Source organism: Streptomyces sp. NPDC002669, from assembly GCF_042889165.1.
Taxonomy (GTDB): domain Bacteria; phylum Actinomycetota; class Actinomycetes; order Streptomycetales; family Streptomycetaceae; genus Streptomyces.
Genome location: NZ_JBIAQQ010000003.1, coordinates 359,443 through 384,175, shown reverse-complemented (window position 1 = coordinate 384,175; position 24,733 = coordinate 359,443). Strand labels below are relative to the sequence as shown.

The 24,733-nt window shown below is 72.8% G+C and carries 25 protein-coding genes; 18 read left to right on the top strand and 7 right to left on the bottom strand.

Going from position 1 to position 24,733, the window contains the following annotated elements; genetic code table 11:
- Positions 1–135: 135 nt before the first annotated feature.
- The 3 genes from ACFYW1_RS06560 (at position 136) to ACFYW1_RS06550 (ending at position 3,708) form a co-directional block, all read left to right on the top strand.
- Positions 136–1,164, top strand: a complete 1,029-nt coding sequence (locus tag ACFYW1_RS06560; RefSeq protein ID WP_388987931.1) for a C40 family peptidase — start codon at positions 136–138, stop codon at positions 1,162–1,164.
- Positions 1,165–1,400: 236 nt separating this feature from the next.
- Positions 1,401–2,432, top strand: coding sequence for an NlpC/P60 family protein (locus tag ACFYW1_RS06555; protein ID WP_388987928.1), 1,032 nt, complete (start codon positions 1,401–1,403; stop codon positions 2,430–2,432).
- 16 nt (positions 2,433–2,448) lie between these two features.
- A complete protein-coding gene (locus ACFYW1_RS06550) occupies positions 2,449–3,708 on the top strand; it encodes a hypothetical protein (RefSeq protein ID WP_388987925.1) in 1,260 nt (419 codons plus the stop codon).
- 12 nt (positions 3,709–3,720) lie between these two features.
- Here the strand turns inward: ACFYW1_RS06550 and ACFYW1_RS06545 are convergent, their stop codons facing one another.
- Positions 3,721–4,971 carry a glycosyltransferase 87 family protein gene (locus ACFYW1_RS06545; RefSeq protein ID WP_388987922.1) on the bottom strand — a complete coding sequence of 417 codons (1,251 nt, stop codon included), beginning with the start codon at positions 4,969–4,971 and terminating at the stop codon, positions 3,721–3,723.
- 127 nt (positions 4,972–5,098) lie between these two features.
- On the opposite strand from ACFYW1_RS06545, the gene ACFYW1_RS06540 reads away from it, so the two are divergent.
- Entirely contained in the window at positions 5,099–6,241 is a 1,143-nt protein-coding gene (locus tag ACFYW1_RS06540) for a glycosyltransferase family 4 protein (RefSeq protein WP_388987918.1), read from the top strand.
- A gap of 104 nt (positions 6,242–6,345) precedes the next feature.
- Here the strand turns inward: ACFYW1_RS06540 and ACFYW1_RS06535 are convergent, their stop codons facing one another.
- The gene (locus ACFYW1_RS06535; RefSeq protein WP_388987915.1) at positions 6,346–8,145 is read right to left on the bottom strand and encodes an AMP-dependent synthetase/ligase; all 1,800 of its coding nucleotides are present in this window, start codon (positions 8,143–8,145) and stop codon (positions 6,346–6,348) included.
- 279 nt (positions 8,146–8,424) lie between these two features.
- Here ACFYW1_RS06535 and ACFYW1_RS06530 point away from each other — a divergent pair, with 279 nt between their 5' ends.
- The 6 genes from ACFYW1_RS06530 to ACFYW1_RS06505 all read left to right on the top strand — a co-directional run bounded on the left by ACFYW1_RS06530 (position 8,425) and on the right by ACFYW1_RS06505 (position 13,711).
- Positions 8,425–9,231: a metallophosphoesterase gene (locus ACFYW1_RS06530; protein WP_388987912.1), complete on the top strand. Its 807-nt coding sequence runs from the start codon at positions 8,425–8,427 to the stop codon at positions 9,229–9,231.
- Between the two features lie 106 nt (positions 9,232–9,337).
- Positions 9,338–9,784, top strand: a complete 447-nt coding sequence (locus ACFYW1_RS06525; RefSeq protein WP_388987909.1) for an SRPBCC family protein — start codon at positions 9,338–9,340, stop codon at positions 9,782–9,784.
- A 5-nt stretch (positions 9,785–9,789) separates the two neighbouring features.
- Positions 9,790–11,073 carry an ArsA family ATPase gene (locus ACFYW1_RS06520; protein WP_388987906.1) on the top strand — a complete coding sequence of 428 codons (1,284 nt, stop codon included), beginning with the start codon at positions 9,790–9,792 and terminating at the stop codon, positions 11,071–11,073.
- 146 nt (positions 11,074–11,219) lie between these two features.
- Complete coding sequence (locus tag ACFYW1_RS06515) at positions 11,220–11,678, top strand: DUF5304 domain-containing protein (protein WP_388987903.1); 459 nt, start codon at positions 11,220–11,222, stop codon at positions 11,676–11,678.
- Between the two features lie 75 nt (positions 11,679–11,753).
- Positions 11,754–12,695, top strand: a complete 942-nt coding sequence (locus ACFYW1_RS06510) for an ROK family glucokinase (protein ID WP_388987900.1) — start codon at positions 11,754–11,756, stop codon at positions 12,693–12,695.
- A 233-nt stretch (positions 12,696–12,928) separates the two neighbouring features.
- Positions 12,929–13,711 (top strand): endonuclease/exonuclease/phosphatase family protein, encoded by a 783-nt coding sequence (locus ACFYW1_RS06505; RefSeq protein ID WP_388987897.1) that lies wholly within the window; start codon positions 12,929–12,931, stop codon positions 13,709–13,711.
- Positions 13,712–13,752: 41 nt separating this feature from the next.
- Here ACFYW1_RS06505 and ACFYW1_RS06500 read toward each other — a convergent pair whose 3' ends face one another.
- On the bottom strand, positions 13,753–14,490 hold the full coding sequence (locus tag ACFYW1_RS06500) for a hypothetical protein (RefSeq protein WP_388987895.1): 738 nt from the start codon (positions 14,488–14,490) through the stop codon (positions 13,753–13,755).
- Positions 14,483–15,262 (bottom strand): alpha/beta hydrolase, encoded by a 780-nt coding sequence (locus ACFYW1_RS06495; RefSeq protein ID WP_388987892.1) that lies wholly within the window; start codon positions 15,260–15,262, stop codon positions 14,483–14,485. Before ACFYW1_RS06495 ends, ACFYW1_RS06500 begins: the two co-directional genes overlap by 8 nt.
- Before the next feature lie 46 nt (positions 15,263–15,308).
- Between ACFYW1_RS06495 and ACFYW1_RS06490 the strand changes: the two genes are divergently transcribed.
- The 5 genes from ACFYW1_RS06490 to ACFYW1_RS06470 all read left to right on the top strand — a co-directional run bounded on the left by ACFYW1_RS06490 (position 15,309) and on the right by ACFYW1_RS06470 (position 19,324).
- Positions 15,309–15,440 carry a hypothetical protein gene (locus tag ACFYW1_RS06490; protein ID WP_388987889.1) on the top strand — a complete coding sequence of 44 codons (132 nt, stop codon included), beginning with the start codon at positions 15,309–15,311 and terminating at the stop codon, positions 15,438–15,440.
- A 33-nt stretch (positions 15,441–15,473) separates the two neighbouring features.
- Entirely contained in the window at positions 15,474–16,235 is a 762-nt protein-coding gene (locus ACFYW1_RS06485; protein ID WP_388987886.1) for a lysophospholipid acyltransferase family protein, read from the top strand.
- A gap of 51 nt (positions 16,236–16,286) precedes the next feature.
- The gene (macS, locus tag ACFYW1_RS06480; protein ID WP_388987883.1) at positions 16,287–17,513 is read left to right on the top strand and encodes a MacS family sensor histidine kinase; all 1,227 of its coding nucleotides are present in this window, start codon (positions 16,287–16,289) and stop codon (positions 17,511–17,513) included.
- Positions 17,510–18,202, top strand: a complete 693-nt coding sequence (locus tag ACFYW1_RS06475) for a response regulator (protein ID WP_388987880.1) — start codon at positions 17,510–17,512, stop codon at positions 18,200–18,202. The genes macS and ACFYW1_RS06475 overlap by 4 nt, the downstream gene beginning before the upstream one ends.
- Before the next feature lie 117 nt (positions 18,203–18,319).
- A complete protein-coding gene (locus ACFYW1_RS06470; protein WP_388987877.1) occupies positions 18,320–19,324 on the top strand; it encodes a 2-hydroxyacid dehydrogenase in 1,005 nt (334 codons plus the stop codon).
- 101 nt (positions 19,325–19,425) lie between these two features.
- On the opposite strand, the gene ACFYW1_RS06465 is transcribed toward ACFYW1_RS06470, so the two are convergent.
- A complete protein-coding gene (locus ACFYW1_RS06465) occupies positions 19,426–21,321 on the bottom strand; it encodes an anthranilate synthase family protein (protein WP_388987875.1) in 1,896 nt (631 codons plus the stop codon).
- A gap of 90 nt (positions 21,322–21,411) precedes the next feature.
- Complete coding sequence (locus tag ACFYW1_RS06460) at positions 21,412–21,468, bottom strand: trp operon leader peptide (protein WP_388988175.1); 57 nt, start codon at positions 21,466–21,468, stop codon at positions 21,412–21,414.
- A gap of 105 nt (positions 21,469–21,573) precedes the next feature.
- On the opposite strand from ACFYW1_RS06460, the gene ACFYW1_RS06455 reads away from it, so the two are divergent.
- A complete protein-coding gene (locus ACFYW1_RS06455) occupies positions 21,574–22,920 on the top strand; it encodes a class II 3-deoxy-7-phosphoheptulonate synthase (protein ID WP_388987871.1) in 1,347 nt (448 codons plus the stop codon).
- A gap of 170 nt (positions 22,921–23,090) precedes the next feature.
- Positions 23,091–23,420, top strand: a complete 330-nt coding sequence (locus ACFYW1_RS06450) for a bacterioferritin-associated ferredoxin (RefSeq protein ID WP_388987868.1) — start codon at positions 23,091–23,093, stop codon at positions 23,418–23,420.
- 14 nt (positions 23,421–23,434) lie between these two features.
- Here the strand turns inward: ACFYW1_RS06450 and bfr are convergent, their stop codons facing one another.
- Positions 23,435–23,914, bottom strand: coding sequence for a bacterioferritin (bfr, locus tag ACFYW1_RS06445; RefSeq protein ID WP_388987865.1), 480 nt, complete (start codon positions 23,912–23,914; stop codon positions 23,435–23,437).
- Between the two features lie 155 nt (positions 23,915–24,069).
- Between bfr and ACFYW1_RS06440 the strand changes: the two genes are divergently transcribed.
- Entirely contained in the window at positions 24,070–24,702 is a 633-nt protein-coding gene (locus tag ACFYW1_RS06440) for a sulfite oxidase-like oxidoreductase (protein ID WP_388987862.1), read from the top strand.
- Positions 24,703–24,733 lie beyond the last annotated feature (31 nt).

Here is a 24,733-nt window from a genome sequence, read left to right as displayed (position 1 = left end):
TTCGAACCTTCGCACGGTTGATCACCCATCCGGGGTGACGGCGAAGGAACCGCCGAGTCCGTGACGTGCACGGAGCCGGGGATTCACCTCCCCCACAGCCCGGTAGGCGGCTCGAGGAAGAAGGAGCTCGCCTCCGTGGCGTCCCACCGTCGTCCCAAGCAGCCGAGCCGCGCCCGTGTGACTGTGCTCACCGCGACCGCCGCCGCGGCCGTGGCCCTGTCCTCCCAGGCGGCCCAGGCAGACCCCAAGCCCTCCAAGAGCGAGGTCAAGGCAAAGGTCGACAAGCTCAACCACGAGGCCGGCGTCGCCAACGAGCAGTACAACGGCGCCAAGGAGAAGCAGAAGAAGCTCGAGAAGGAAGTCGGCGCGCTCCAGGACAAGGTGGCCCGCGGCCAGCAGGAGGTCAACAACCTGCGCAACGGCCTCGGTTCGCTCGCCGCCGCGCAGTACCGCTCCGGTGGCATAGACCCGTCGGTCCAGCTCTTCCTCTCGTCCAACCCGGACACCTACCTCGACGAGGCGTCGGCGCTCGACCAGCTGACGGCCAAGCAGACCGAGACGCTCCAGAAGATCCAGGAGAAGCAGCGCTCCCTCGCGCAGAAGCGCAAGGAGGCCCAGGACAAGCTGGGCGACCTCGCGGACATCCGCGAGACGCTCGGGGCGAAGAAGAAGAAGCTCCAGGACAAGCTCTCCGAGGCGCAGCGCCTGTACAACACCCTGACCGCCGCCGAGAAGGCGAAGTTCCGCGAGCAGGAGCAGCGCGCCAGCCGCGACGCCGGCGACCGGATCGAGCTGGGCAAGGAGGTTCCCGCCTCCTCCTGGGGTGCCGCCGCCCTGAACGCCGCCTCCTCCAAGGTGGGCAAGCCGTACGTCCGCGGTGGCACCGGTCCCGACGCCTTCGACTGCTCCGGGCTGACCCAGTGGGCCTACGCCCAGGCCAACGTCCAGATCTCCCGGGTCACGTACACCCAGATCAACGACGGGGTCCACATCGGGCGCAGCGCGCTGAAGCCGGGCGACCTGGTCTTCTTCAACAACACCTCGCACGTGGCGCTCTACGCGGGCAACAACACCGTCCTGCACGCCCCGTACCCGGGCACGTTCGTCCGCTACGAGTCGATGAACACCATCGGCAGCTTCCAGTTCGGCGTGCGCGTCGGCTGATACGCGCCCGAACGGGCGAATTCCCTCGCCCCCACGAACGGCCCGCCCCGCCGGAGACCACAGGTCACCGGCGGGGCGCCGTCGTTTCCGCCGTCCGAGCGCCCGGCCCGGTCTTTGTCCGCTCCGTGACCGTCCGACTACTGTCTGTCTGCTGTGCGGCTCCCGCTCGTCGGTCCGCCCGTCCGGGCGGCAGGGGCCGCGCGCGTCTGCGTAGCGCGGAAGGAGTGCGGCGTCCCGTGGTGTCCCATCGCCGTTCCACACAGTCCGGTATCGGTCCGGGGGTCCGGGCCACGGTCCTGTCGGCCGCCGCGGCGACCGCGGCCGCCACACTCGGCACGAGCGGCGCGCACGCCGAACCGCAGGACACGCCCCGGACCGCCCAGGCCCGCGTGGACCGGCTGTACGGCGAGGCGGAGCGCGCCACCGAGCAGTACAACGCGGCCGGTGAGAACGCCGAGCGGCTGCGCGGCGAGTTCGACCGGGCCCGGGACCGGGCGGCCCGCGGCCAGGAGCGGGTCAACCGGATGCGCACCGTGGTCGGTTCGGCGGCGAGCGCGCAGTACCGCTCCGGCGGCATCGACCCCTCGGTCGCGCTGCTGCTCTCCTCGGACCCGGACAGCTACCTCGACCGGGCGGCCGTGCTGGAGCGGGTGACCGGGCGTCAGGCCGAGGAACTGCGCGAGCTGCTGCGGGCCCGGCGCGACCTGGAGCAGATCCGGGCGGAGGCCAAGCACGCGCTGGCCGAGCTGGAGCGCAACCGGGCGGCCGCCGCCCGCCACAAGCGGACCGTCGAGCGCAAACTCGCCGAGGCCCGGCGGATCCTGGGCGCGATGCCCGCCGCCGACCGGGCCGGCTTCGAGCGGGCCTCGCGCTCCGGGCGGGACGGGGCGCTCCCCGGCCTCGCCGACCTGCCGGCCGGTTCCGCGCGGGCGGCCGTCGCCGTCCTGGCGGTCCGGCAGGCGCTGGGCCGCCCGTACGTCTGGGGGGCCAACGGGCCCGACGGGTTCGACTGCTCCGGGCTGATGCAGTGGGCGTACGCCCGCGCCGGGGTCGCCCTGCCGCGCACCTCGCAGGCCCAGCGGTACGCCGGACACATGGTGCCGCTCTCCGAGGCCCGCCCCGGCGACCTGGTCGTCTACCGCGCGGACGCCAGTCACGTCGCGATGTACGTCGGCCACGGCCAGGTGATCCACGCCCCGTACCCCGGCGCCCCGGTCCGCTACGACCCGGTCGGCATGATGCCGGTCTCGTCGGTCACCCGCGTCTGACCGTACCCTCGGTCGGGTGACCGACAGGTGGGTGCGCGACCGGAAGGGACGCACGGCGGGGGCGCTGCTCGCCGGGCTGCTCCTGGCCTCCGGCTGCGCGGCCCCCGAGGACCCGGCCGCCCCGGACGCCACCACCCGCGCCGTCCGCACCGCCCTGGAGCGCAGGGCGGCGGCCGTGCTGGACCACGACCCGGCCGCCTACCTGGCGGTGACCGACCCGCGCGCCACCGCCCTGCGCGCGGCCCAGCGCCGGGAGCTGGCCAACCTCGCCGACGTACCGCTCGCCTCGTGGACGTACCGGCTCCGCGGCGTGACCGGGCGGGGCGCCGACCGGGCCGTCGCGGACGTCCAGCTGCGCTACCGGATCAAGGGGTACGACGCGGCCCCGGTCCTCGACGACCGGGTGCTCGACCTGAGGCGGGAGGGCACCGACGGCCGCTGGTACATCTCCGGGGACCGGGCGGCGGACGGGGACGGCGGCGCGCAGCTCTGGCAGCAGGGCGACGTCCGGGTGGTGCCCGGCAGCCGCAGCCTCGTGCTCGGGGTGGGCCGCACGGAGCGGGAGCTGCGCGACATCGCCGGGGCCGCGGACCGCGCGGTGCCCGCCGTGTCCGGGGCCTGGCCGGAGCGCTGGGCGGGCCGCGTGGTGGTGCTCGTGCCGCGGACCGTCGAGGACATGGCGCGGCTGCTGGGGCCGCCGACGGACGACTACCGGGGCATCGCGGCCGTCACCACCGGGCGGACCGGCGGCACCGGCCGCGGCCCCGCGGACCGGGTGATCGTCAACCCGCAGGCGTACGGCACGCTCGGCACCTTCGGACGACGGATCGTCCTCACCCACGAGACCACCCACGTCGCCACCCGCGCCCGCACCTCCGCGGCCACCCCGACCTGGCTCTCCGAGGGCTTCGCCGACTGGGCGGCCTACCGCGCCGAGGACCGCCCCGCCGCACGGATCGCCCCGGAACTGGCGGACGCCGTCCGGCGCGGAGACGTACCCGCCGGACTCCCCACGGACGAGGACTTCGGCTTCGCGGGCGACCCCGCGCGCCTGGCGAGGGCGTACGAGGGCGGCTGGGCGGCCTGCGAGCTGATCGCCGACCACTGGGGCGAGGCGGAGCTGGTCGCCTTCTACCGGGCCGTCGGAGGGCATCCGGGACGGGACGGGGCGGTGGAGCGGGCCATGGAGGAGGTGCTGGACACGACGCCGCGGGAGTTCACCGCCCGCTGGCGGGACCACCTGCGCACCCGGCTGGGCCGCACGCCCGCGCCGTGACCCACGCCCCGTTCAGGGCGTGGCCGGCTCGGTCTCCCGGTCGGCGCCGGACCGGGAGGCGGGCACCCGGCCGCCGTCGCGCGGCGCCGCGACGACCGTCCGCCGCCACAGCCGCCGACAGGCCGTCAGCGTCGCCGCGACCAGCAGGCCGTTGCGCAGGAACATCAGCGTCACCCCCGTCGCGTCGCTGGACACCACGTGCACGAAGCCGAGCGGGAACTCCCACTGGGTGATGCCGGTGGCGACCAGCACCAGCACGGCGGGCAGCACCATCCGGCTGCCGCGGAACACCAGGCAGACCGCCGCCAGCCCCACCAGCCACAGCATGTACTGGGGGCTGATCACCCGGCTCGTCGTCGTGAACAGCAGCACCGCCGCGAACGCCGCGTCGGCCGGGGTGCTCGCCCCGAACTCCCGGGCCCGCAGCCGCCACACCAGCAGCCAGCCGAACGCGACGACGGACAGGCCGAGGGCCAGCGTGCTCACCAGCGGCACGTACGGCCCCAGGAACTCCATCGAGCCGTAGTGGTACTCCACCCGGCCCTGCCAGCCGAACTGCCGCGCCACGTGGAAGACCAGCGCCCCCAGCGACTCGACCTCCGTGCCCCGGTCGCGCTGGGAGCCGAGGAAGTCCAGCGCACCGGGCATCGCCAGGGCGCACACCCCCAGCAGCCCGCCCGCCGTCACCGCCGCCGCCGACCACGCCAGGCGGGTGTGCCGGCCGCGCGCCGTCCCGGCCAGCACCAGCGCGGGCCACACCTTCAGCAGCGCCCCGACGGCGGCCAGCACCCCCAGCACCCGCGGCTGCCGCAGCCCCGCCAGCAGCGCCGCCACCGCGACCGCCGTGACCATCACGTCGTACCGGGCGTACGCGGTCGTGCCGAGCAGCGGCACCCCCGCCACCCACACCCAGCCGCCCGCCGCCGACCGGCCGCCGCCCCGGCCCGCGTACAGCAGCAGCGCCAGCACCAGCCCGTCGCAGAGGAACGCGAGGACGAAGAACGCCGAGGCGTAGTCGAGGAACGGCAGCAGCGCGGGGGACAGGACGGCCAGCGCGGCCAGCGGCGGGTACTGCCAGGTGACGTCGGACTGCGGATACGTACCGGTCTTCAGGACCTCGGACCAGCCGTGGTAGATCACCGAGACGTCACTGGTCACGTCCGGGCCGGGCAGTGTGATCACCTTGGTGACGCAGAGCAGCAGCGCGACCCTGGTCAGGGCCCACACCGCGACGGCGAGCCGGGCGCCGGTCGATCCCGTCATGAACGCCTCATCCGTTGTTCGTCGGCCGGTACCGCGGGGTTCGGCCGGGTGGGTACGAGGGGCCATGATGCCCGTACGGCCGGTGCGGGAGCCATCGGGGCAGGGCCTGCCGGTACTGTCGGCCGGGATGGACAAGACCCTGATCGTGACCAACGACTTCCCGCCCCGCCCCGGCGGCATCCAGGCGTTCCTGCACAACATGGCCCTGCGCCTGGATCCCGGACGGATCGTCGTGTACGCCTCGACCTGGAAGCGGAGCCCCGAGGGCCGCGCGGCCACCGCCGCCTTCGACGCCGAGCAGCCCTTCCCCGTCGTGCGCGACAGCACGACCATGCTGCTGCCGACCCCGGCGGTCACCCGGCGCGCCGTGCGGCTGCTGCGCGAACACGACTGCGCCTCCGTCTGGTTCGGGGCCGCCGCCCCGCTCGGTCTGATGGCACCCGCGCTGCGCCGGGCCGGCGCCCGCCGCCTGGTCGCCACCACCCACGGCCACGAGGCGGGCTGGGCCCAGCTGCCCGCCTCCCGGCAGCTGCTGCGCCGGATCGGCGAGGGCACGGACACGATCACCTACCTGGGGGAGTACACCCGTTCCCGGATCGCCCCCGCACTCACCCCCGCGGCGGCCGGCCGCATGGTCCAGCTGCCGCCCGGCGTCGACGAGAAGACCTTCCACCCGGGATCGGGCGGCGACCGGGTCCGGGCCCGGCTCGGCCTCGCCGACCGGCCCGTCGTGGTCTGCGTGTCCCGGCTCGTGCCGCGCAAGGGCCAGGACACCCTGATCCTCGCGATGCCGAAGATCCTCGCGCAGGTGCCCGACGCGGTCCTGCTGATCGTCGGCGGCGGCCCGTACGCCGACGACCTGAAGCGCCTGGCGGTGCGGACCGGGGTCGACGCCTCCGTACGGTTCACCGGGCCGGTGCCGTGGGAGGAACTGCCCGCGCACTACGGCGCGGGCGACGTCTTCGCCATGCCGTGCCGCACCCGCCGCGGCGGCCTCGACGTGGAGGGCCTGGGCATCGTCTTCCTGGAGGCGTCCGCGACCGGGCTCCCGGTGGTGGCGGGCGACTCGGGCGGCGCGCCCGACGCGGTGCTCGACGGCGAGACCGGGTGGGTGGTGCGCGGCGGTTCCGCCGACGAGGCGGCCGAGCGGATCGTCACGCTGCTCCACGACCCGGAACTGCGCCGGCGGATGGGGGAGCGGGGACGGGCCTGGGTCGAGGAGAAATGGCGCTGGGACCTGCTGGCCGAGCGGCTGCGGGCCCTGCTCTGACCCCGCCACGAGCCGGCCCGCCCGGCCCCCCCGCGACGGGCACGGCGCGGAAGGGCGGCCCGCGCATTCCGTGCGGGCCGCCCTCTCCTCTGCGCAGGTATGGATCAGCGCTGGTAGATCGACTCGATCTCGTCCGCGAAGTCCTTCGTCACCACGTTCCGCTTCAGCTTCAGCGACGGCGTGATGTGGCCCGCCTCCTCGGTGAACTGGGAGGACAGGACACGGAACTTGCGGACCGACTCCGCCTTGGAGACCGCCGCGTTCCCGTCGTCCACCGCCCGCTGCACCTCGGCCAGCAGCTCCGGGTCCTCGCGCAGCGACGCGGCCGTCGCCCCGGCCGGCTTGCCGTGCTCCGCGGCCCAGCGGCCCAGGAACTCCTCGTCCAGGGTGATCAGCGCGCCCACGAACGGCCGGCCGTCGCCGACCACCAGGCACTCGGCGATCAGGGCGTGCCCGCGGATGCGGTCCTCGATCACCGCAGGAGCGACGTTCTTGCCGCCCGCGGTGACGATGATCTCCTTCTTGCGGCCGGTGATCGTGAGGTAGCCGTCCTCGTCGAGCGTGCCGATGTCGCCCGTGTGGAACCAGCCGTCGGCCAGTGCGTCGGCCGTCGCCGCCTCGTTGTTCCAGTAGCCGGTGAACAGGTGCTCGCCGTGCAGCAGCACCTCGCCGTCGTCGGCGATCCGCACCACCGAACCGGGCAGCGGCTGGCCGACCGTGCCGATCTTCTGCCGGTCCCACGGGTTGAAGGCGGTGGCCGCACAGGTCTCGGTGAGGCCGTAGCCCTCCAGGACGGTGAAGCCGATCCCGCGGTAGAAGTGGCCGAGCCGCTCGCCCAGCGGCGCGCCCCCGGAGATCGCGTGCTCGCCGCGCCCGCCGAGCACCGCCCGCAGCTTGCCGTAGACCAGCCGGTCGAAGATCCTGTGCTTCAGCCGCAGCCCGAAGGACGGGCCCTGCGCGGTGCCCAGCGCGCGGCTGTAGGCGATCGCCGTGTTCGCGGCCCGGTCGAAGATCCTGCCCTTGCCGTCGGCCTGCGCCTTGGCGCGCGCCCCGTTGTACACCTTCTCGAAGACCCGGGGCACGCCGAGGATCAGCGTCGGCCGGAACGAGGCCAGTTCGTCGGTGAGGTTCTTGATGTCCGGCACACAGCCGAGCTTGATCGGGGCCATCACCGAGGCCACCTCGACCAGCCGGCCCAGGACGTGCGCCGCGGGCAGGAAGAGCAGCACGGAACACTCACCGGTACGGAACAGCGGCTTCAGCCGTTCCACCACGTTGCCGCACTCGGCGAAGAAGCTGCGGTGCGTGAGCACACAGCCCTTGGGCCGGCCGGTGGTGCCCGAGGTGTAGACGATGGTGGCCGGGTCGTCCGCCTTGGCGCCGGCCATCCGCAGGTCGAGGGTCTCGTCGGAGACCTCCTCCTCGCCGAGCGCCGACATCTGCGCGATCGTGTCGTCGTCGATCCGCCAGATGCCCTTCAGAGCCGGCAGACCGTCCTGCACCGAGACCACGGACTCCTGGTGCGCCCCGGTCTCCACGACGCACAGGGTGGCGCCGGAGTCGCCGAGGATCCACTGGATCTGCTCCGGCGAACTGGTCTCGTACACCGGCACGGTGACCGCGCCCGCGCTCCAGATCGCGAAGTCGAGCAGCACCCACTCGTAACGGGTGCGCGAGAGCAGGGCCACCCGGTCGCCGGCCTCCACGCCCGCAGCGATCAGACCCTTGGCCACGCCCCTGACCTCGGCCAGGAACCGAGTGGCGTCGACGTCGGTCCACACTCCCCCGACCTTGCGGCTCATCACCGCGACATCGGGATGCTGAGCGGCATTGCGGCGGATGAGATCCGTCAGGTTGCCGTCCGAGGGGACCTCGTACAGGGCCGGAAGGCTGAACTCGCGCAAGACTGCTGCTCCTCATCGGGCTCCGGTGCCACGGCTCTGTGTGACGCACCGGCTGCGGTCCAAGACGGGCGGTGCTCCGTGAAGTGAGCACGACTGGACTGCCCGGACGTTACCCACCGGTACTCGGTTCCCGATAGGGGGTCCGGACCAGATGTCTTACGTGTCACACACAACGGTGGTCCTTGCGCGCACAGTAGTCCACCGACCCGGCCGCGCGAGGGTAAGCGCAGGTCCGGCGGCCTCTACCCAGGTGGACGGCGGCGTTCTAGGGTGGCCGTCATGCGAGCCGGACCGGACAGCCGGGGTACATCGACCCGACAGCGCACCCGCATCCACGTGGTCAGCGACGTGCACGGGAACACCGAGGCGCTGGCCCGTGCCGGGGACGGCGCCGACGCCCTGGTCTGCCTCGGCGACCTGGTGCTCTTCCTCGACTACGCCGACCACTCGCGCGGCATCTTCCCCGACCTCTTCGGGGTCGAGAACGCCGACCGGATCGTCGCGCTGCGCACCGCCCGCCGCTTCGAGGAGGCCCGCGCGTTCGGCCGCTCCCTGTGGGCGGGCATGGACCGCGACGCGGCGATCGTCTCGGCGGTGCGCAAGCAGTACGCCGAACTCTTCGCCGCCTTCCCCACCCCCACGTACGCCACCTACGGCAACGTCGACATCCCCGGCCTGTGGCCCGAGTACGCGCGCGCCGGCACCACCGTCCTGGACGGCGAGCGCGTCGAGATCGGCGGCCGGGTCCTCGGCTTCGTCGGCGGCGGCCTGCGCACCCCGATGAAGACCCCGTACGAGATCGACGACGAGGAGTACGCGGCCAAGATCGAGGCGATCGGCCCGGTCGACGTGCTCTGCACCCACATCCCGCCCGACGTGCCGGAGCTGACGTACGACACGGTGGCGCGCCGCTTCGAGCGCGGCAGCCGGGCCCTGCTCGACGCCATCCGCAGAACCCGCCCCCGCTACGCGCTGTTCGGCCACGTCCACCAGCCGCTGGTCCGCCGGATGCGGATCGGCGCCACCGAATGCGTCAACGTCGGCCACTTCGCCTCCTCCGGCAGGCCCTGGGCCCTGGAGTGGTGACGGCGCCGGAGCGCACCCCGGGACGAGGCGCCGCGCACACGCGATAGCCTTCAGGCGGCAGTCCACTGCCGACGCACCGGTACACCGCACTGGAGGAGCCACGGCGATGGCTGAACACACCAGCTCGAGCATCACGATCGAGGCGGCGCCGGCCGACGTCATGGGAGTGATCTCCGACTTCGACCGCTATCCCGAGTGGACCGGCGAGGTCAAGGAGGCCGAGGTCCTCTCCACCGACGACCAGGGCCGCGCCGAGAAGGTCCGTCTCGTCCTCGACGCCGGAGCGATCAAGGACGACCACACCCTCGCCTACACCTGGACCGGCGACCACGAGGTCAGCTGGACCCTCGTGAAGTCCCAGATGCTGCGCGCCATCGACGGCTCGTACGTCCTGGCCCCGCTCGGCGGCGACCGCACCCAGGTCACCTACCGGCTGACCGTCGACGTCAAGATCCCGATGCTCGGCATGATCAAGCGCAAGGCCGAGAAGGTCATCATCGACCGGGCCCTGGCCGGACTGAAGAAGCGCGTCGAGTCCGGCCCGAGGGCCTGACCCCCATGCGTACGGTCCTCGTCACCGGTCCCGGCGGCGCGGGCCGTACCACCCTCGCCGCGGCGACCGCCCTCGCGGCGGCCCGCCGCGGCCGCCGCACCCTGCTGCTCTCCGCCGACGCCGTGCCCGGCCTGCCCGCGGAGACCGGGCCCGTCGAGGTCGCCGACCACCTGTGGTCGGCCCGCGTCGACTCCGGCGAGCACTTCCGCGACGAACTCCTCGCCCTCCAGGACCGGGCCTCCGGCGTGCTCGACCTGCTCGGCGGGAACCGGCTGGACGGCGAGGAGCTCACCGAACTCCCCGGCAGCACCCAGCTCGCCCTGCTGCACGCGCTGCGCCGGGCCGCCGAGGGCGACTGGTCGGACGGGCGCTTCGACCTCCTGGTCGTCGACCTGCCGCCGCTGCGCGAGGCGCTCGCCGTGCTCGCCCTGCCCGAACAGCTGCGCCGCTACCTGCGCCGGCTGCTGCCCCCGGAACGCCAGGCCGCCCGCGCCCTGCGCCCGATGCTCGCCCAGCTCGCCGGCGTCCCCATGCCCGCCCAGTGGCTGTACGAGGCCGCCGCCCGCAAGGACGCCGAGCTGGCCGCCGTCCAGGCCCTGATCGAGGACCGCACCACCACCGTCCGGCTGGTCGCGGAGCCCGGCCCCGCGGCCGAGGACGCCCTGCGCACCGCCCGCACCGGCCTCGCCCTGCACGGACTGCGCGTCGACACCCTCGTCGTGAACCGGACGCTGCCCCGGCACTCCGCCGACCCCTGGTTCGCGGCGCTGGCCGCGCAGCAGGAGAAGACCGTGGACCACTGGTACGAGCAGTGGGCGCCCGACACCGCCCTGTGCGAGGTCCCCCACCTCGGCCGCGACCCGCGCGGCCTCGACGACCTGGCCCTCCTGGACACCGCCCCCGACGGCCCCGGCGCGGACGGCGGACTGGCCGGACGCCTGGACGGGCAGCCCCCCGGCCGGGCCGACGACCCCTGGTGGACCGAGGACCCCGACGCCCCCGAGGGCTTCGACGGACCCCGCTCCGGCGGCCGGGTCGTGCCCGCCCCGCGCTCCGCCGACGGCGACCCGGTCCTCGTCTGGTGCCTGCCGCTGCCCGGCGCCGTCAAGGAGGACCTCCAGCTGGTCCGCCGGGGCGGCGAACTGCTGCTCACCGTGGGCCCGTTCCACCGGATCGTCCCCCTGGAGTCCGGGCTGCGCCGCTGCACCGTCTCCGGCGCCGCCCTCACCGACGGGGTGCTCCGGGTCCGGTTCACGCCGGACCCCGGCCTGTGGCCCCGTACGGACTGAGCGGACCCGGCGGCGGGCGGTGCGGCATCCGCCGCCGGACCCCCTGAACGGCGGGTCGCGGTTCGGGTAACGTCGGTAGTACGTGCCCCGTACGCCGGGCCCCCGCCACACCGTGTCGCGGGCCCACCCCGTCGCAGGAGTCCGCCATGAGCGAAGCCACCGATCGTCCCGTCGACGACGACGCGTGGGCCAGGGCCTGCGCCGAGGACCTGGAGGCGGAGAAGGCCCGCCGCCGCGAGCGGCAGGGACCGCCGCCCGGCTCCGCCGCCGAGGAACTGCGCAAGCTGGTCGACGCCGTGGCCGACAAGGTCTCGTCCCTCCAGACGCCGCTGCTCGGCGCGGCGGCCCAGGGCACCGTGCAGCAGATCATCAAGCAGGCGAAGTCCGCCGTCGGGCCCGTCATCGAACGCAACCCCGAGGTCTTCGACCACATCGCGGCGGCCGGCGGCGAACTCCTCGCCGCCTACCGCTCCGCCGTCGAGGGCCAGGAGCGCCGCTGGACCCGGGAGGCCGGGGACCCCGAGGGCACGAAGAAGCAGGCCGGTGACCCCACCGACCCGCGCGACGAGCCCCCCGCCGCGGGCGAACACATCGACCTGGACTGACCGGCGGCGAAAGGACCGGGGGCTCGGCTCGGGTACGGTTGGCACCAGCGGGGCTCGACCGGAACTGAGGGATTCATGGGACTCACCATCGGCGTCGACATCGGCGGCACGAAGATCGCGGCCGGCGTGGTCGACGAAGAGGGCCGCATCCTCTCCACGCACAAGGTGGCGACCCCGCCGACCGCCGAAGGCATCGTGGACGCGATCGCGACGGCCGTGTCCGGCGCGAGCGAGGGACGGAGCATCGAGGCCGTCGGCATCGGTGCCGCCGGCTACGTCGACGACAAGCGCGCCACCGTGCTGTTCGCCCCGAACATCAACTGGCGTCACGAACCGCTGAAGGACAAGGTCGAACAGCGCGTCGGCCTCCCCGTCGTCGTCGAGAACGACGCCAACGCCGCGGCCTGGGGCGAATACCGCTTCGGCGCCGGACAGGGCCACGACGACGTCATCTGCATCACGCTCGGCACCGGCCTCGGCGGCGGCATCATCATCGGCAACAAGCTGCGCCGCGGACGCTTCGGCGTGGCGGCGGAGTTCGGCCACATCCGGGTCGTCCCGGACGGCCTGCTCTGCGGCTGCGGCAGCCAGGGCTGCTGGGAGCAGTACGCGTCCGGGCGCGCCCTGGTCCGGTACGCCAGGCAGCGCGCCAACGCCACCCCGGAGAACGCCACCGTCCTGCTGTCGCTCGGCGACGGCACGGTGGAGGGCATCGAGGGCAAGCACATCAGCCAGGCCGCCCGGCAGGGCGACCCGGTCGCGATCGACTCGTTCCGGGAGCTGGCCCGCTGGGCCGGTGCCGGACTCGCCGACCTCGCCTCGCTCTTCGACCCGTCCGCCTTCATCGTCGGCGGCGGTGTGTCGGACGAGGGCGAACTCGTCCTCGACCCGATCCGCAAGTCATTCCGGCGCTGGCTGATCGGCGGCCAGTGGCGCCCGCACGCCCAGGTGCTCGCGGCCCAACTGGGCGGCGAGGCAGGACTGGTGGGTGCGGCGGACCTCGCCCGCCAGGGCTGAGAGCCTGCCGGGCGGCCTTCGACCGGACAGCGGACGCGGTCCGGTGCGTGCGATTCCAAGGCGCCGGGATGTCCTCGTAGCGGAGCTACTTGGGCATTTCGGCAACGCCGGAAGAGTGCGTGCCAGGGCGTGGCCGCCCGGCCAGAGGCCACCCGGCAGGCTCTGAGAGAGCCTGCCGGACGCCCGTCGCGCCCCCGGGGGGAGCGGCGGGCGTCCGTCGTATCGTGAGACACATGGTCCTGACACCATTGCCCGACTCCCGTACCGAGCCGGATGGTTCGGCCGTCATCAGGGTGCTCTCCTACAACATCCGGTCGATGCGCGACGACTGCGAGGCACTGGCCCGCGTCATCGGCGCCTGCGCCCCCGACCTGGTCCTCATCCAGGAGGCGCCGCGCTTCTTCCGCTGGCGCAAGCGCGCCGCCTGGCTCGCGGCCCGCACCGGACTGGTCGTGCTCGGCGGCGGTGCCACGGCGGCCGGACCGCTGCTGCTGTGCTCGCTGCGGGCCCAGGTGGAGCGGACGGAGGACGTCCTGCTGCCACTCACCCCCGGACTGCACCGCAGGGGCTTCGCCACCTCGGTGGTACGGATCGCGGGCACCCGGATCGGCCTGCTGAGCTTCCACCTGAGCCTCCAGCGCGACGAACGCCTGACCCAGGCGGAGCTGCTGCTGGAACGGCTGGAGACGATGGGCGCCGAACACGCCGTCGCGGCCGGCGACCTCAACGACGTACCGACCGGCCCGGCGTTCCGGCGGCTGGCCGGGCGGCTCCAGGACTGCTGGGCGGTCCGGCCGTGGGGCGAGGAGAACACCTCCCCGGCCGACGGGCCGCGCAAGCGCATCGACGCGATCTTCGCGACCGGGGGCATCGAGGTGCTCGGCTGCGGCGTCCCGGCCGGGCTGCCCGGGGTCACCGAGGCGGACCTGCGGGCGGCCACGGACCACCTGCCGGTACTGGCGGCGCTACGGGTCCCGGCGACCCGCCTCCTGCCGCCCGGCGCGCCGGGCGGCTGAGAACCCGGCGGCGCGGCGGGCCACCGGGTTCCCGCGCCGGATCAGACGACCGCCCCGCGCCCGGGGTCGTCGTCCTCCTCGTCGTCGTCCTCCATGCGCGCCACCAGCGTGACGAAACCGCCCAGGAAGCCGCCGACGCAGACCGTCGTGAGCCACCAGGTCATCTCCCACTGGAGCAGGATCGCGACCAGCATCAGCACCGGGCCGCCGACGACCGCGAGCCAGGCGAACTTCGCCGTGACGTCGGCCTCCGGCAGCGGCGGCGGCTCCGGCGGGACGAAATGCCCCTCGTCGCCCTCGTCGAGGTCGTCGTCCTTCGGCTCCGCCACCTCGTAGTCGCGCGGGCCGCCGACGCCGACGCCGGGGGCGAACACCACCGAGCTGCCGAGCGGCCGCTCCGGCGGCTTCGGGGCCTTCTTCCCGAGCCCCTTGTCCGGGTCGAGCACCTCCGACCGGCCCTCGTCCTCCAGCAGCGCGAGGTCCTCGACCGACCTGAACGGCTTGGCGCCCGGCGGGTCCGGCGGCTCCTCGCCGTACCCCGCGACGATCGCCTGCCACGCGGCGTCCTCGTCGAGCCCCGGGCCGGGCCGGTCGCCCCCGGACACCGGCGGCGCCTTCTGGGCCGGGGCGTCCTGCGGGCCCGTACCGTCGTCGGGCACGGCCGCGCCCTCCGCGGGAAGGGGTTCGCGTCCTTCCGCGGGAAGGGGCCTGCGGCCCTCCGCGGGGAGGGACTCGCGCTCCTCCTCGCCGTCCGCGCGCTCCGCGTCGTGCTCAGCCACCTGACGTGCTCCCCTTCTGTCCGACGCTCGGGGCGAGGCGGCCGATGAATCGATGGCTCTCGTCGAAGATCCGCTCCGCGTCGTGGTCCAACGTCGCCACGTGGTAGCTCTGTTCCAGCAGGATCTCCTCGACGTCCGTCGACGACACCCGGCCGAGGATGCGGGCCGAGTCGGCGGGCGGCACCACATGGTCCTGCGGGCTGTGCAGCAGCACGATCGGCTGGGTGACCTGGGGCAGTTCGGCGTCGACCAGCCGGAAGAACTTCCGCACCGAGTGCGCCGCGTGCAGCGGCACCCGGTCGTACCCCACCTCCGCGGAGCCCTCCAGGGCGATGTCGTCGGCCAGCCCCTTCGTGGTCCGCACCAGATGACGGGCGACCGGCAGCGCGTGCGCGGCCAGGCCGTGCACCTTGTTCGCCGGATTCACCAGCACCAGACCGCTGATCGCGTCCCCGTGCTTCGCGGCCAGCCGCAGCGCCAGCGCACCGCCCATGGACAGCCCGAAGACGAAGACCCGCTCGCACCGCTCCAGCAGACCGCGCAGCTCCCGGTCCACCTCCGCGTACCAGTCCTGCCAGCCGGTGAGCTGCATGTCCTGCCAGCGGGTGCCGTGTCCGGGCAGCAGCGGCAACGAGACCGTCAGCCCGCGCTCCGCCAGGTATTCCGCCCAGGGGCGCAGCGACTGCGGGGAGCCGGTGAATCCGTGACAGAGGAGGACGCCGACCTCTCCGCCGTCGTGGCGGAACGGCTCGGCTCCGGGAAGGACCGGCACCAAGGTCTCCTGTTCGTGAGGCTCGCGAAGGGAGCGGAAAAAGGGTGTGCGGAAGGATTACGGCCTCGGCCGCTACTTCACCGTACGCGACCGGGCCGACACCGACCAGGGCCGTCGCGGCCCCGGCCGCGGCGTCGGCCCCGTGCCGGGCGGGAGCGCGGGCGCCCGCACGGGTTAAGGTCTGTCGGACAGCACACAGGAGGCACCCGAGTTGATCTACGGCGCAATGAAGTTCTCCATCGGCGGGGGCCTGAAGCTCGCCTTCCGGCCATGGGTGGAGGGCCTGGAGAACATCCCCGCGCAGGGGCCGGCGATCCTCGCGAGCAACCACCTGTCGTTCTCCGACTCGTTCTTCCTGCCGGCCGTCCTGGACCGCAAGGTCACCTTCATCGCCAAGTCCGAGTACTTCACCGGCTCCGGCGTGAAGGGCAAGCTCACCGCCGCCTTCTTCAAGGGCGTCGGCCAGCTTCCGGTGGACCGCTCCGGCGCCCGCGGCGCGGGCGAGGCGGCCATCAAGGCGGGCATCGCGGTCGTCGAGAGCGGCGGCCTCTTCGGCATCTACCCCGAGGGCACCCGCTCGCCCGACGGCCGTCTCTACCGCGGCAAGCCCGGCGGACTGGCCAGGGTGGCCCTGGCCACCGGGGCGCCCGTCATCCCCGTCGCGATGATCGACACGGAGAAGATCCAGCCGCCCGGCCAGGTGGTGCCCAAGCTGATGCGCCCGGGGATCAGGATCGGCAAGCCGCTCGACTTCAGCCGCTACCACGGCATGGACGGCGACCGCTTCATCCTGCGCTCGGTCACCGACGAGGTGATGTACGAGATCATGAAGCTCTCCGGCCAGGAGTACGTCGACATCTACGCGACGGCGGCCAAGCGGCAGCTCGCGGACGAGGCGAAGCACCGCGCCGAGGCGGAGAAGAACGCCGGTGCGGAGAAGAACACGGGCGCAGGGACCGGAACGCGAGGGTGACGGAACGGTACGGCGCGTCCGCGCGTCGTTTCCGTCCGGGGGGTGGGGACCATGGCCAGGCGCGAGCGGGTCGTACGGATGTCGGTCGAGCAGCCGCTGTGGCGCGCGCTGACCGGGTACCGCGTCCTGACGATGCTGTACGCGGTGCTGCTCTCCGTCTACGGCCGGGACAAGTACGAACGGCCGTGGGTGGCCGTCGCCTACCTGGCGGTGCTGGTGGTCTGGACGCTCGCCACCCTCCCGAAGGTCTCGGGCGCCGTCGCCTGCACCAAGCGCTTCCTCGGCACCGACCTGGCGATCGCGCTCGCCGGCATACTCCTCACCCCCCTCGCCAACGTCGAGGCCCGGTCCATGGACGGCCCGACGCTGCCGTCCATCTGGACCGCGGGCTCCGTACTGGCCTTCGCGATCAAGGGCGGCTGGCGCTGGGCGGCCTTCGCCTCCACCTTCGTGGCCGTCGCCAACATCGTCGAGCGCGGCAATCCGAGCCGGGACACCTTCCACAACGTCCTGCTGGTCTGGGTCGCCTCGGTCGCCATCGGCTACGTCGTCGAGGTCGCCCGGGCCAGTGAGCGCACCCTCGCCCGCGCCCTGGAGATCGAGGCCGCCACCCGCGAGCGGGAACGCCTGGCCCGGGACATCCACGACAGCGTGCTCCAGGTCCTGGCGATGGTCCAGCGCCGCGGCACCGCCCTCGGCGGGGAGGCCGCCGAACTGGGCCGGATGGCCGGGGAACAGGAGGTGGCCCTGCGCACCCTGGTCTCCAGCGGGCTCGTCCCCACCACCAGGGTCTCCGAGGACGCCGCCGAGGGCGCGGTCGTCCGCAGCGTCGAGGTCGACGAGGACGAACCGTCCGGCCGGGCCGACTGCGACCTGCGCTCCCTGCTCGCCCCGCACGCGGGCTCCCGGGTCAGCTTCGCGGAGCCCGGCGCCCCGGTGCTGCTCGCACCCGCCGCCGCGAAGGAGCTGGCGGCCGCGGTCGGCGCCGCACTGGACAACGTCAGGGTCCACGCGGGGGAGAATGCCCAGGCGTGGATCCTCGTCGAGGACTGGCCGGACGAGGTGATCGTCACGGTCCGGGACGACGGCCCCGGAATCCCGGAGGGGCGGCTCGCCCAGGCCGAGGGGGAGGGGCGGATGGGGGTCGCCCTGTCGATCCGGGGGAGACTGCGTGACCTGGGCGGCACGGCGGAGTTGATTTCGGTGCCCGGCCAGGGCACCGAGGTCGAGTTGAAGATACCGAAGGTTTCACGGGGGAAGGCGGGATCAGCAGGATGAGCACGGAGAACACCCGGGGCACGGAGGAACGGCCCATCAAGGTCATGGTGGTCGACGACCACCCGATGTGGCGCGACGCCGTCGCCCGAGACCTCTCCGAGTCGGGCTTCGAGGTGGTGGCCACCGCCGGTGACGGGCCGCAGGCCGTCCGCCGGGCGAGGGCCGCGGCGCCGGACGTCCTCGTGCTCGACCTCAACCTGCCCGGCATGCCCGGGGTCCAGGTCTGCAAGGAACTGGTCGGCTCCAACCCCGGGCTGCGGGTCCTGGTGCTCTCCGCCAGCGGCGAGCACGCCGACGTCCTGGAAGCGGTCAAGTCCGGCGCCACCGGCTACCTGCTCAAGTCGGCCAGTACGCAGGAGCTGACCGAGGCCGTGCGGTCCACCGCCGTCGGCGACCCCGTCTTCACCCCCGGCCTGGCCGGACTGGTCCTCGGCGAGTACCGCAGGCTCGCCTCCGACCCCGCGCCCGCCGCGTCCGACGAGCCCAAGGCCCCGCAGCTCACCGAGCGCGAGACCGAGGTGCTGCGACTGGTCGCCAAGGGACTCTCGTACAAGCAGATCGCCGAGCGCCTGGTCATCTCGCACCGCACCGTGCAGAACCACGTCCAGAACACCCTGGGCAAGCTCCAGCTGCACAACCGGGTGGAGCTGGTGCGGTACGCGATCGAGCGCGGCCTCGACGACGTCTGAGCGCCTGCCGGGGCCGTCGGCCGGGCGGCGGGCCGGGGCCCCGGGCCGTATATTCGCGAAAGCCGGGGCCGGGGGACCGGCCCATGCCCCAGCTCCGCGCGGTGAACGGGAGAAGTCGTGGAAATCCTGGCCTTCGGCGTGCAGTCCGACGAGAAGCCGCTGATCGAGAAGGCGTTCGCGGGCCGGCACGAGGTCCGCTGCCTGGACGTCTTCCTGAACAAGGACACCGCCCCCATCGCGGCGGGCCACGAGATCATCTCCACCAGCGTCAACGCCGACCTGGGCAGCGGGGTGCTGCAGACCCTCGCGGCCGGGGGCACGCAGATGATCGCCCAGCGCTCCACCGGCTTCAACAACATCGACCTCGACGTCGCCGAGCGGCTCGCCCTGCGGGTCGCCCGGGTCTCCTCCTACTCGCCGTACTCGGTCGCCGAGTTCGCCTGGACCCTCGCGATGGCCGTCAACCGCCGCGTCGTACGGGCCGCGGGCCGCACCCGCGACTTCGACTTCCGGCTCGACGGCCTCCTCGGCCGCGATCTGCACGGCCGCACGGCGGGGGTGATCGGCACCGGCAAGATCGGCGAGGCGTTCACCCGGATCGCCCACGGCTTCGGCATGGAACTGCTCGGCTGGGACGTCGCCGAGAACCCCGCCTGCGTCGAACTCGGCATGAGGTACGTGGACAAGGAACGGCTGCTCGCCGAGTCCGACCTGGTCAGCCTGCACGTCCCGCTGCTGCCCGAGACCCACCACATCATCGGTGCGAAGGCCCTGGCGCGGATGAAGGACGACGCGATCCTGATCAACTCCAGCCGCGGCGGACTCATCGACACCACGGCCCTGATCGCCGAACTGCGCGCGGGCCGCTTCCTGGGCGTCGGACTGGACGTGTACGAGGCGGAGGCCGGGCTCTTCTTCCTCGACAAGTCCCTGGAGGGCATCGACGACGACACCCTCGCCCGGCTCGTCACCTTCCCGAACGTCATCGTGACCTCGCACCAGGCGTACTACACCCGCGACGCCGTGGAGCAGATCATCGACGCCACGGTGCGGAACGTCGCCGACTACCTGGCCGGCCGCCGCAGTGAGAACGTCCTCGTCCCGGCGCTCCCGAAGGCCTGAGCCCCGCACGGTCCCGAAGACCTGAGCCCCGGCCCGCCCCGAAGAACCGGGGCCCCGGACCCTCCGGGAGGACCGGGACCCCGTCCGCTTCCTCCGGCTCCTCAGCCGGCCACCGGCAGCCCCGCCAGCAGTTCCGTCACGATCGCCGAACCGCGCAGCGTCAGCACCGACTCCGGGTGGAACTGCACCGAGGCGAAGCCCGGCCCGCGCAGCGCGTGCAGCTCACCGGTCGCCGTGTCCCGGCTCGCCTCGACGCCGCGCGCCGCCAGTCCGGCGGCCGCGTCCCCGTCGCAGCGCGCGGTGAAGCTGTTGTAGAAACCGACCGTCTCCGGCCGCCCGAACAGGTCGATCCGGGTCTGCGCGCCCTGGTACGGCACGCTCTTGCGGACGATGTCCAGCCCCAGCTCCGCCGCGATCAGCTCATGGCCGAGGCAGACCCCCAGCAGACCGTGCCGGTGCTCCCGGAGCAGCTCCGCGGCGAAACCGCGCAGCAGCCGCATCTTCGGATCGGCGGCGTCGCCCGGGTCGCCCGGCCCGGGGCCCAGCACGACGGGCCCCTCGTGGGCCCGCACCAGTTCGCGCAGCCCCGGCTCGTCGTAGCGGCGCACCGACACGTCCAGCCCCGAGGAACGCAGCAGGTGCGCCAGCATCGCGGTGAAGGTGTCCTCCCCGTCGATCACCAGCGCCCGGCCCGACAGCTCGTGGGCGCGCTCCTGCATCCGCAGCCAGAACGGCGCGAGGCCGTCCCGCCGGGCGTCCAGCGCGGCCCGCACCCGCGGGTCGCCCGCCAGCCGGGGCCGGGCCCCCTCGGCCCGCGGCCGGCCCGGCCGCACCCCGAGCGCGGTGAGCACCCCGGCCGCCTTCGCATGGGTCTCGGCGACCTCGCCGTCCGGGTCGGAATGCCGTACGAGCGTCGCCCCGACCGGCACCCGCAGCCGCCCGTCGGCCGAGACGTCGGCGGTACGGATCAGGATCGGCGAGTCCAGGGTCTGCGTCCCGTCCGGCTCCTGCCGCAGCAGGGCCAGGGCCCCCGCGTAGTAGCCGCGCCCGCCGGCCTCGTACCGCTCGATGACCCGGCAGGCGTTCTGCACCGGGGAGCCGGTGACCGTCGCCGCGAACATCGTCTCCCGCAGCACCTCCCGCACGTCCAGCGAGGAGCGTCCGCGCAGCTCGTACTCGGTGTGCGCCAGATGGGCCATCTCCTTGAGCCGCGGCCCGACCACCACCCCGCCCATGTCGCCGACGGTGCACATCATCTTCAGTTCCTCGTCGACCACCATGGAGAGCTCCTCGGTCTCCTTGCGGTCGGCGAGGAAGGACAGCAGGCTCCCGGTCGTCGGTCCCTCGGCGGGATAGCGGTACGTTCCGCTGATCGGGTTCATCACGACGGTCCCGCCGGACATCCGCACATGGACCTCGGGGCTGGCCCCGACCAGCGTCCTGTCCCCGGTGTGCACGACGAAGGTCCAGTACGCGCCCCGCTCACCGGCCAGCAGCCGCCGGAACAGGGCCAGCGCGTCGGTCCGGCCGAAGCCGGGGATCTCGCCCCGGAAGGTCCGCCGGATGACGAAGTTCGCCCCCTCGCCCCGGCCGATCTCGTCCTCGACGACCCGCCGCACGATCCCGGCGTACTCCTCGTCCCCGATGTCGAAGGCACCGCCCTCGACGCGCACGTCCTTCACCGGCAGGTGGTCCAGCACCTCGGCGAGCGGCAGCCCGTACGCCTCGTCGGCGACCAGCACGGACAGCGGCGTCCCGTCGTCGCGCACGTCGAAACCGCGCTCGGCGATCTGCCGGAACGGCACCAGGGCCAGCGTGGGCAGCGCGCCGACCGGGAGGTCGGCGAGCCGGGCGGCCTCGTGCACCCGGCCGATCAGTACGTCGACGACGTCGTGGTCGTGGCCGGGGGTGCGCCTGCGCAGCAGCGCGAACGGCGGGCAGTCGTCGCCCAGCAGCCGCTCGACGACGGCGGCGGTGCGAGGGTGCAACGGGTTCATGGGTCGTTCCTTCCATCGGAGGAACGGCTCCCCGGAACACGGAGAAGGCCGCCCCTCGGGCGGCCTTCGCGTGGTCTGTCGCGCGATCGATCAGTGGGCCGCCGGACGAGCGGTCCACCACCAGTTCTGGTTCTTCTGCGCGAACATGTCCCGAACCCTAGCGGACGCCGAAGCCGTCGGGACGCGCGTGTCTCACCTATTGAGCTTTCGGATGGACGCCCGGCCGGACCCCGTAGTGTTGGGGACGTGACCGTGAACGCCAATACCTCCGTCGCCGGTGGCAACACCTGGCAAGACCTTCCCGCGGCGCAGCAGCCCGAGTACCCCGATGCCGAGGCTCTGCGCGATGTGATCGCGGACCTCGCGTCGTATCCGCCGCTCGTCTTCGCGGGCGAATGCGACCAGCTGCGCGCCCGTATGGGAGCCGTCGCCAAGGGCGAGGCGTTCCTGTTGCAGGGCGGCGACTGCGCCGAGGCATTCGACGCCGTGTCGGCCGACCACATCCGGGCCAAGCTGAAGACGCTGCTCCAGATGAGTGCCGTCCTGACCTACGCGGCCTCCGTGCCCGTGGTGAAGGTGGGCCGGATCGCCGGGCAGTACTCCAAGCCGCGCTCCAAGCCGACCGAGACCCGCGACGGCGTCACCCTGCCGACCTACCGGGGCGACTCCGTCAACGGCTTCGCCTTCACCGAGAAGGACCGGGTCCCGGACCCGGAGCGCCTGAAGCGGATGTACCACGCCTCCGCGTCCACGCTGAACCTGGTCCGCGCCTTCACCACCGGTGGTTACGCCGACCTGCGCCAGGTGCACGCCTGGAACCAGGACTTCGTGAAGTCGTCCCCGTCCGGCCAGCGCTACGAGGCGCTCGCCCGCGAGATCGACAACGCGCTGAACTTCATGAAGGCGTGCGGCACGGACCCGTCCGAGTTCAAGGCGGTCGAGTTCTACGCCTCCCACGAGGGCCTGCTGCTGGACTACGAGTCGGCGCTGACCCGCACCGACTCGCGCACCGGCGAGCTGTACGACACCTCCGGCCACATGATCTGGATCGGTGAGCGCACCCGCCAGATGGACGGCGCGCACATCGAGTTCGCCTCGAAGATCCGCAACCCCATCGGCATCAAGCTCGGCCCGACGACCACCGTCGACGAGGCGCTCGGCTACGTCGAACGCCTCGACCCCGAGCGCGAGCCCGGCCGGCTGACCTTCATCGTCCGCATGGGCGCCGACAAGGTCCGTGACAAGCTCCCGGCCCTGGTCGAGAAGGTGACCGCGTCCGGCGCCGCCGTGGCCTGGGTGACCGACCCGATGCACGGCAACACCTTCGAGGCCGCCTCCGGCCACAAGACCCGTCGCTTCGACGACGTCCTGGACGAGGTCAAGGGCTTCTTCGAGGTCCACAAGGCCCTCGGCACCCACCCGGGCGGCATCCACGTCGAGCTCACCGGCGACGACGTCACCGAGTGCGTCGGCGGCGGACACGAGATCTTCGTGGACGATCTGCACCAGCGCTACGAGACGGCCTGCGACCCGCGGCTCAACCGCAGCCAGTCCCTCGACCTGGCGTTCCTGGTCGCCGAGATGTACCGGGACCAGTAGGCATCACCGCAGGTGGCAGGCGTATGACTGTGGGGCACGGATCGATGTGATCCGTGCCCCACGGGCCGTTCGGAGGGTTTCAACGCCTTCTCGCGCCAGGTAAGGTTAGGTTCGCCTCACCATTCAACGGGGAGGCGGCGAACGACCGATCCCGCCGGGAGGTGAACCGCGTGTACGTCTGCTCGTGCTTCGGCATCACGGAGAAGCAGGTCAAGGAGCACGCGGACGCCGGGGCCTGCACGCCCCGGCAGATAGCCTCCGCCTGCAAGGCGGGCACCGACTGCGGCGGCTGCGTCCGCGCCATCCAGGCCATGCTGGGCCGGGGCAGTTGCCCTCGGCGCGAGGCACCGGCCCGGAACCGGGCGTCCGGCGCCGCGGACGACGACGTCCCGGCCACCGCAGCCGTCCCCGGGACCGACGACCGGACCGTCGCCCCCGGCACCGTCCCGGGTGCGAGGCCCGACGCCGCACCCGGCATCCGGCTCCCCGAAGCGGCCTGACCCTCCGGTCCGGATCAGCTGTCCGGCTGCTCGATCAGCTGGGCGATGTACAGCGGCTCACCGAGCTTCTCGACCAGTTCCAGCTGGGTGTCGAGGTAGTCGATGTGGTGCTCCTCGTCCTCCAGGATCGACTCGAAGATGTTCGCCGACGTGATGTCGCCCTTGGCGCGCATCAGCTCGATGCCGCGCTTGAGGCGGTCGATCGCCTCCACCTCGACCTGGCGGTCGGCCTGGAACATCTCGGTGACGGTCTGGCCCACCCTGACGTGGAACAGCCGCTGGTAGTTGGGCAGCCCATCGAGGAAGAGGATGCGGTCCGTGAGCACCTCCGCATGCTTCATCTCGTCGAACGACTCCGAGCGGGTGTACTTCGCGAGCTTCGTCCAGCCGAAGTTGTCCTGCATCTTCGCGTGCAGGAAGTACTGATTGATGGCGGTCAGCTCTGCGGTCAGCTGCTCGTTCAGGAACTCGAGGACCTCGGGGTCGCCCTGCATCGCAGAGGCTCCTTCCAACCGATGAAAACGGGCAAGTTGGCCGCATCCTCGCATTGCGTCCCGTAACCGTCCAGTAAGTACAGGCTTACTATGAGTTGTCCGAATCGCCCCCTCCTTGGTCGGGACCACCCCTGCCTGTCTGTCACCATGGAGGCATGGGTCAGCCGGAAAGCCGGGAACACCGCGCGTCAGAGCAGTCCGAGCTTCCACCGGGACAACGACTCCAGCGAGGCTGGCCGGTCACCCACTACGGGCCCGTTCCCAAGTTCCGGCCCGAGCGCTGGGAGTTCCGGGTCTTCGGGGCCACGGCGGACGGCGAGAAGCACTGCTGGAACCACCAGGAGTTCTCGGAGCTGCCGTTCGCCTCGGTCGTCGCCGACCTGCACTGCGTCACCAAATTCAGCATGCTGGGCGCCGAATGGGGCGGGGTCCTGGCCCGTACGGTCCTGGAACTCGCGCCCCCGGCACCGAACGTCACTCATGTGATGGTGTGGGCCGAGTACGGCTTCAGCTCGAACCTGAGGCTCGCCGACTTCGCCTCGGACCGAACACTTTTCGCCACCCACAAGGGCGGGGAACTGCTCACCGCGGAGCACGGTTTCCCGCTCCGCCTCGTCGTGCCGCACCTCTACGCCTGGAAGGGGCCCAAGTGGGTCCGGGGCGTCGAGTACATGACGGCCGACCGCCGCGGCTTCTGGGAGGAGCGCGGCTACCACAACATCGGTGACCCGTGGCGCGAGCAGCGGTACTCCTACCAGGAGGAACCCGGGGACGGCCCCGAGCTCTGACCGGGCGGCCCCGGGGCCGCGGCCACGCCCC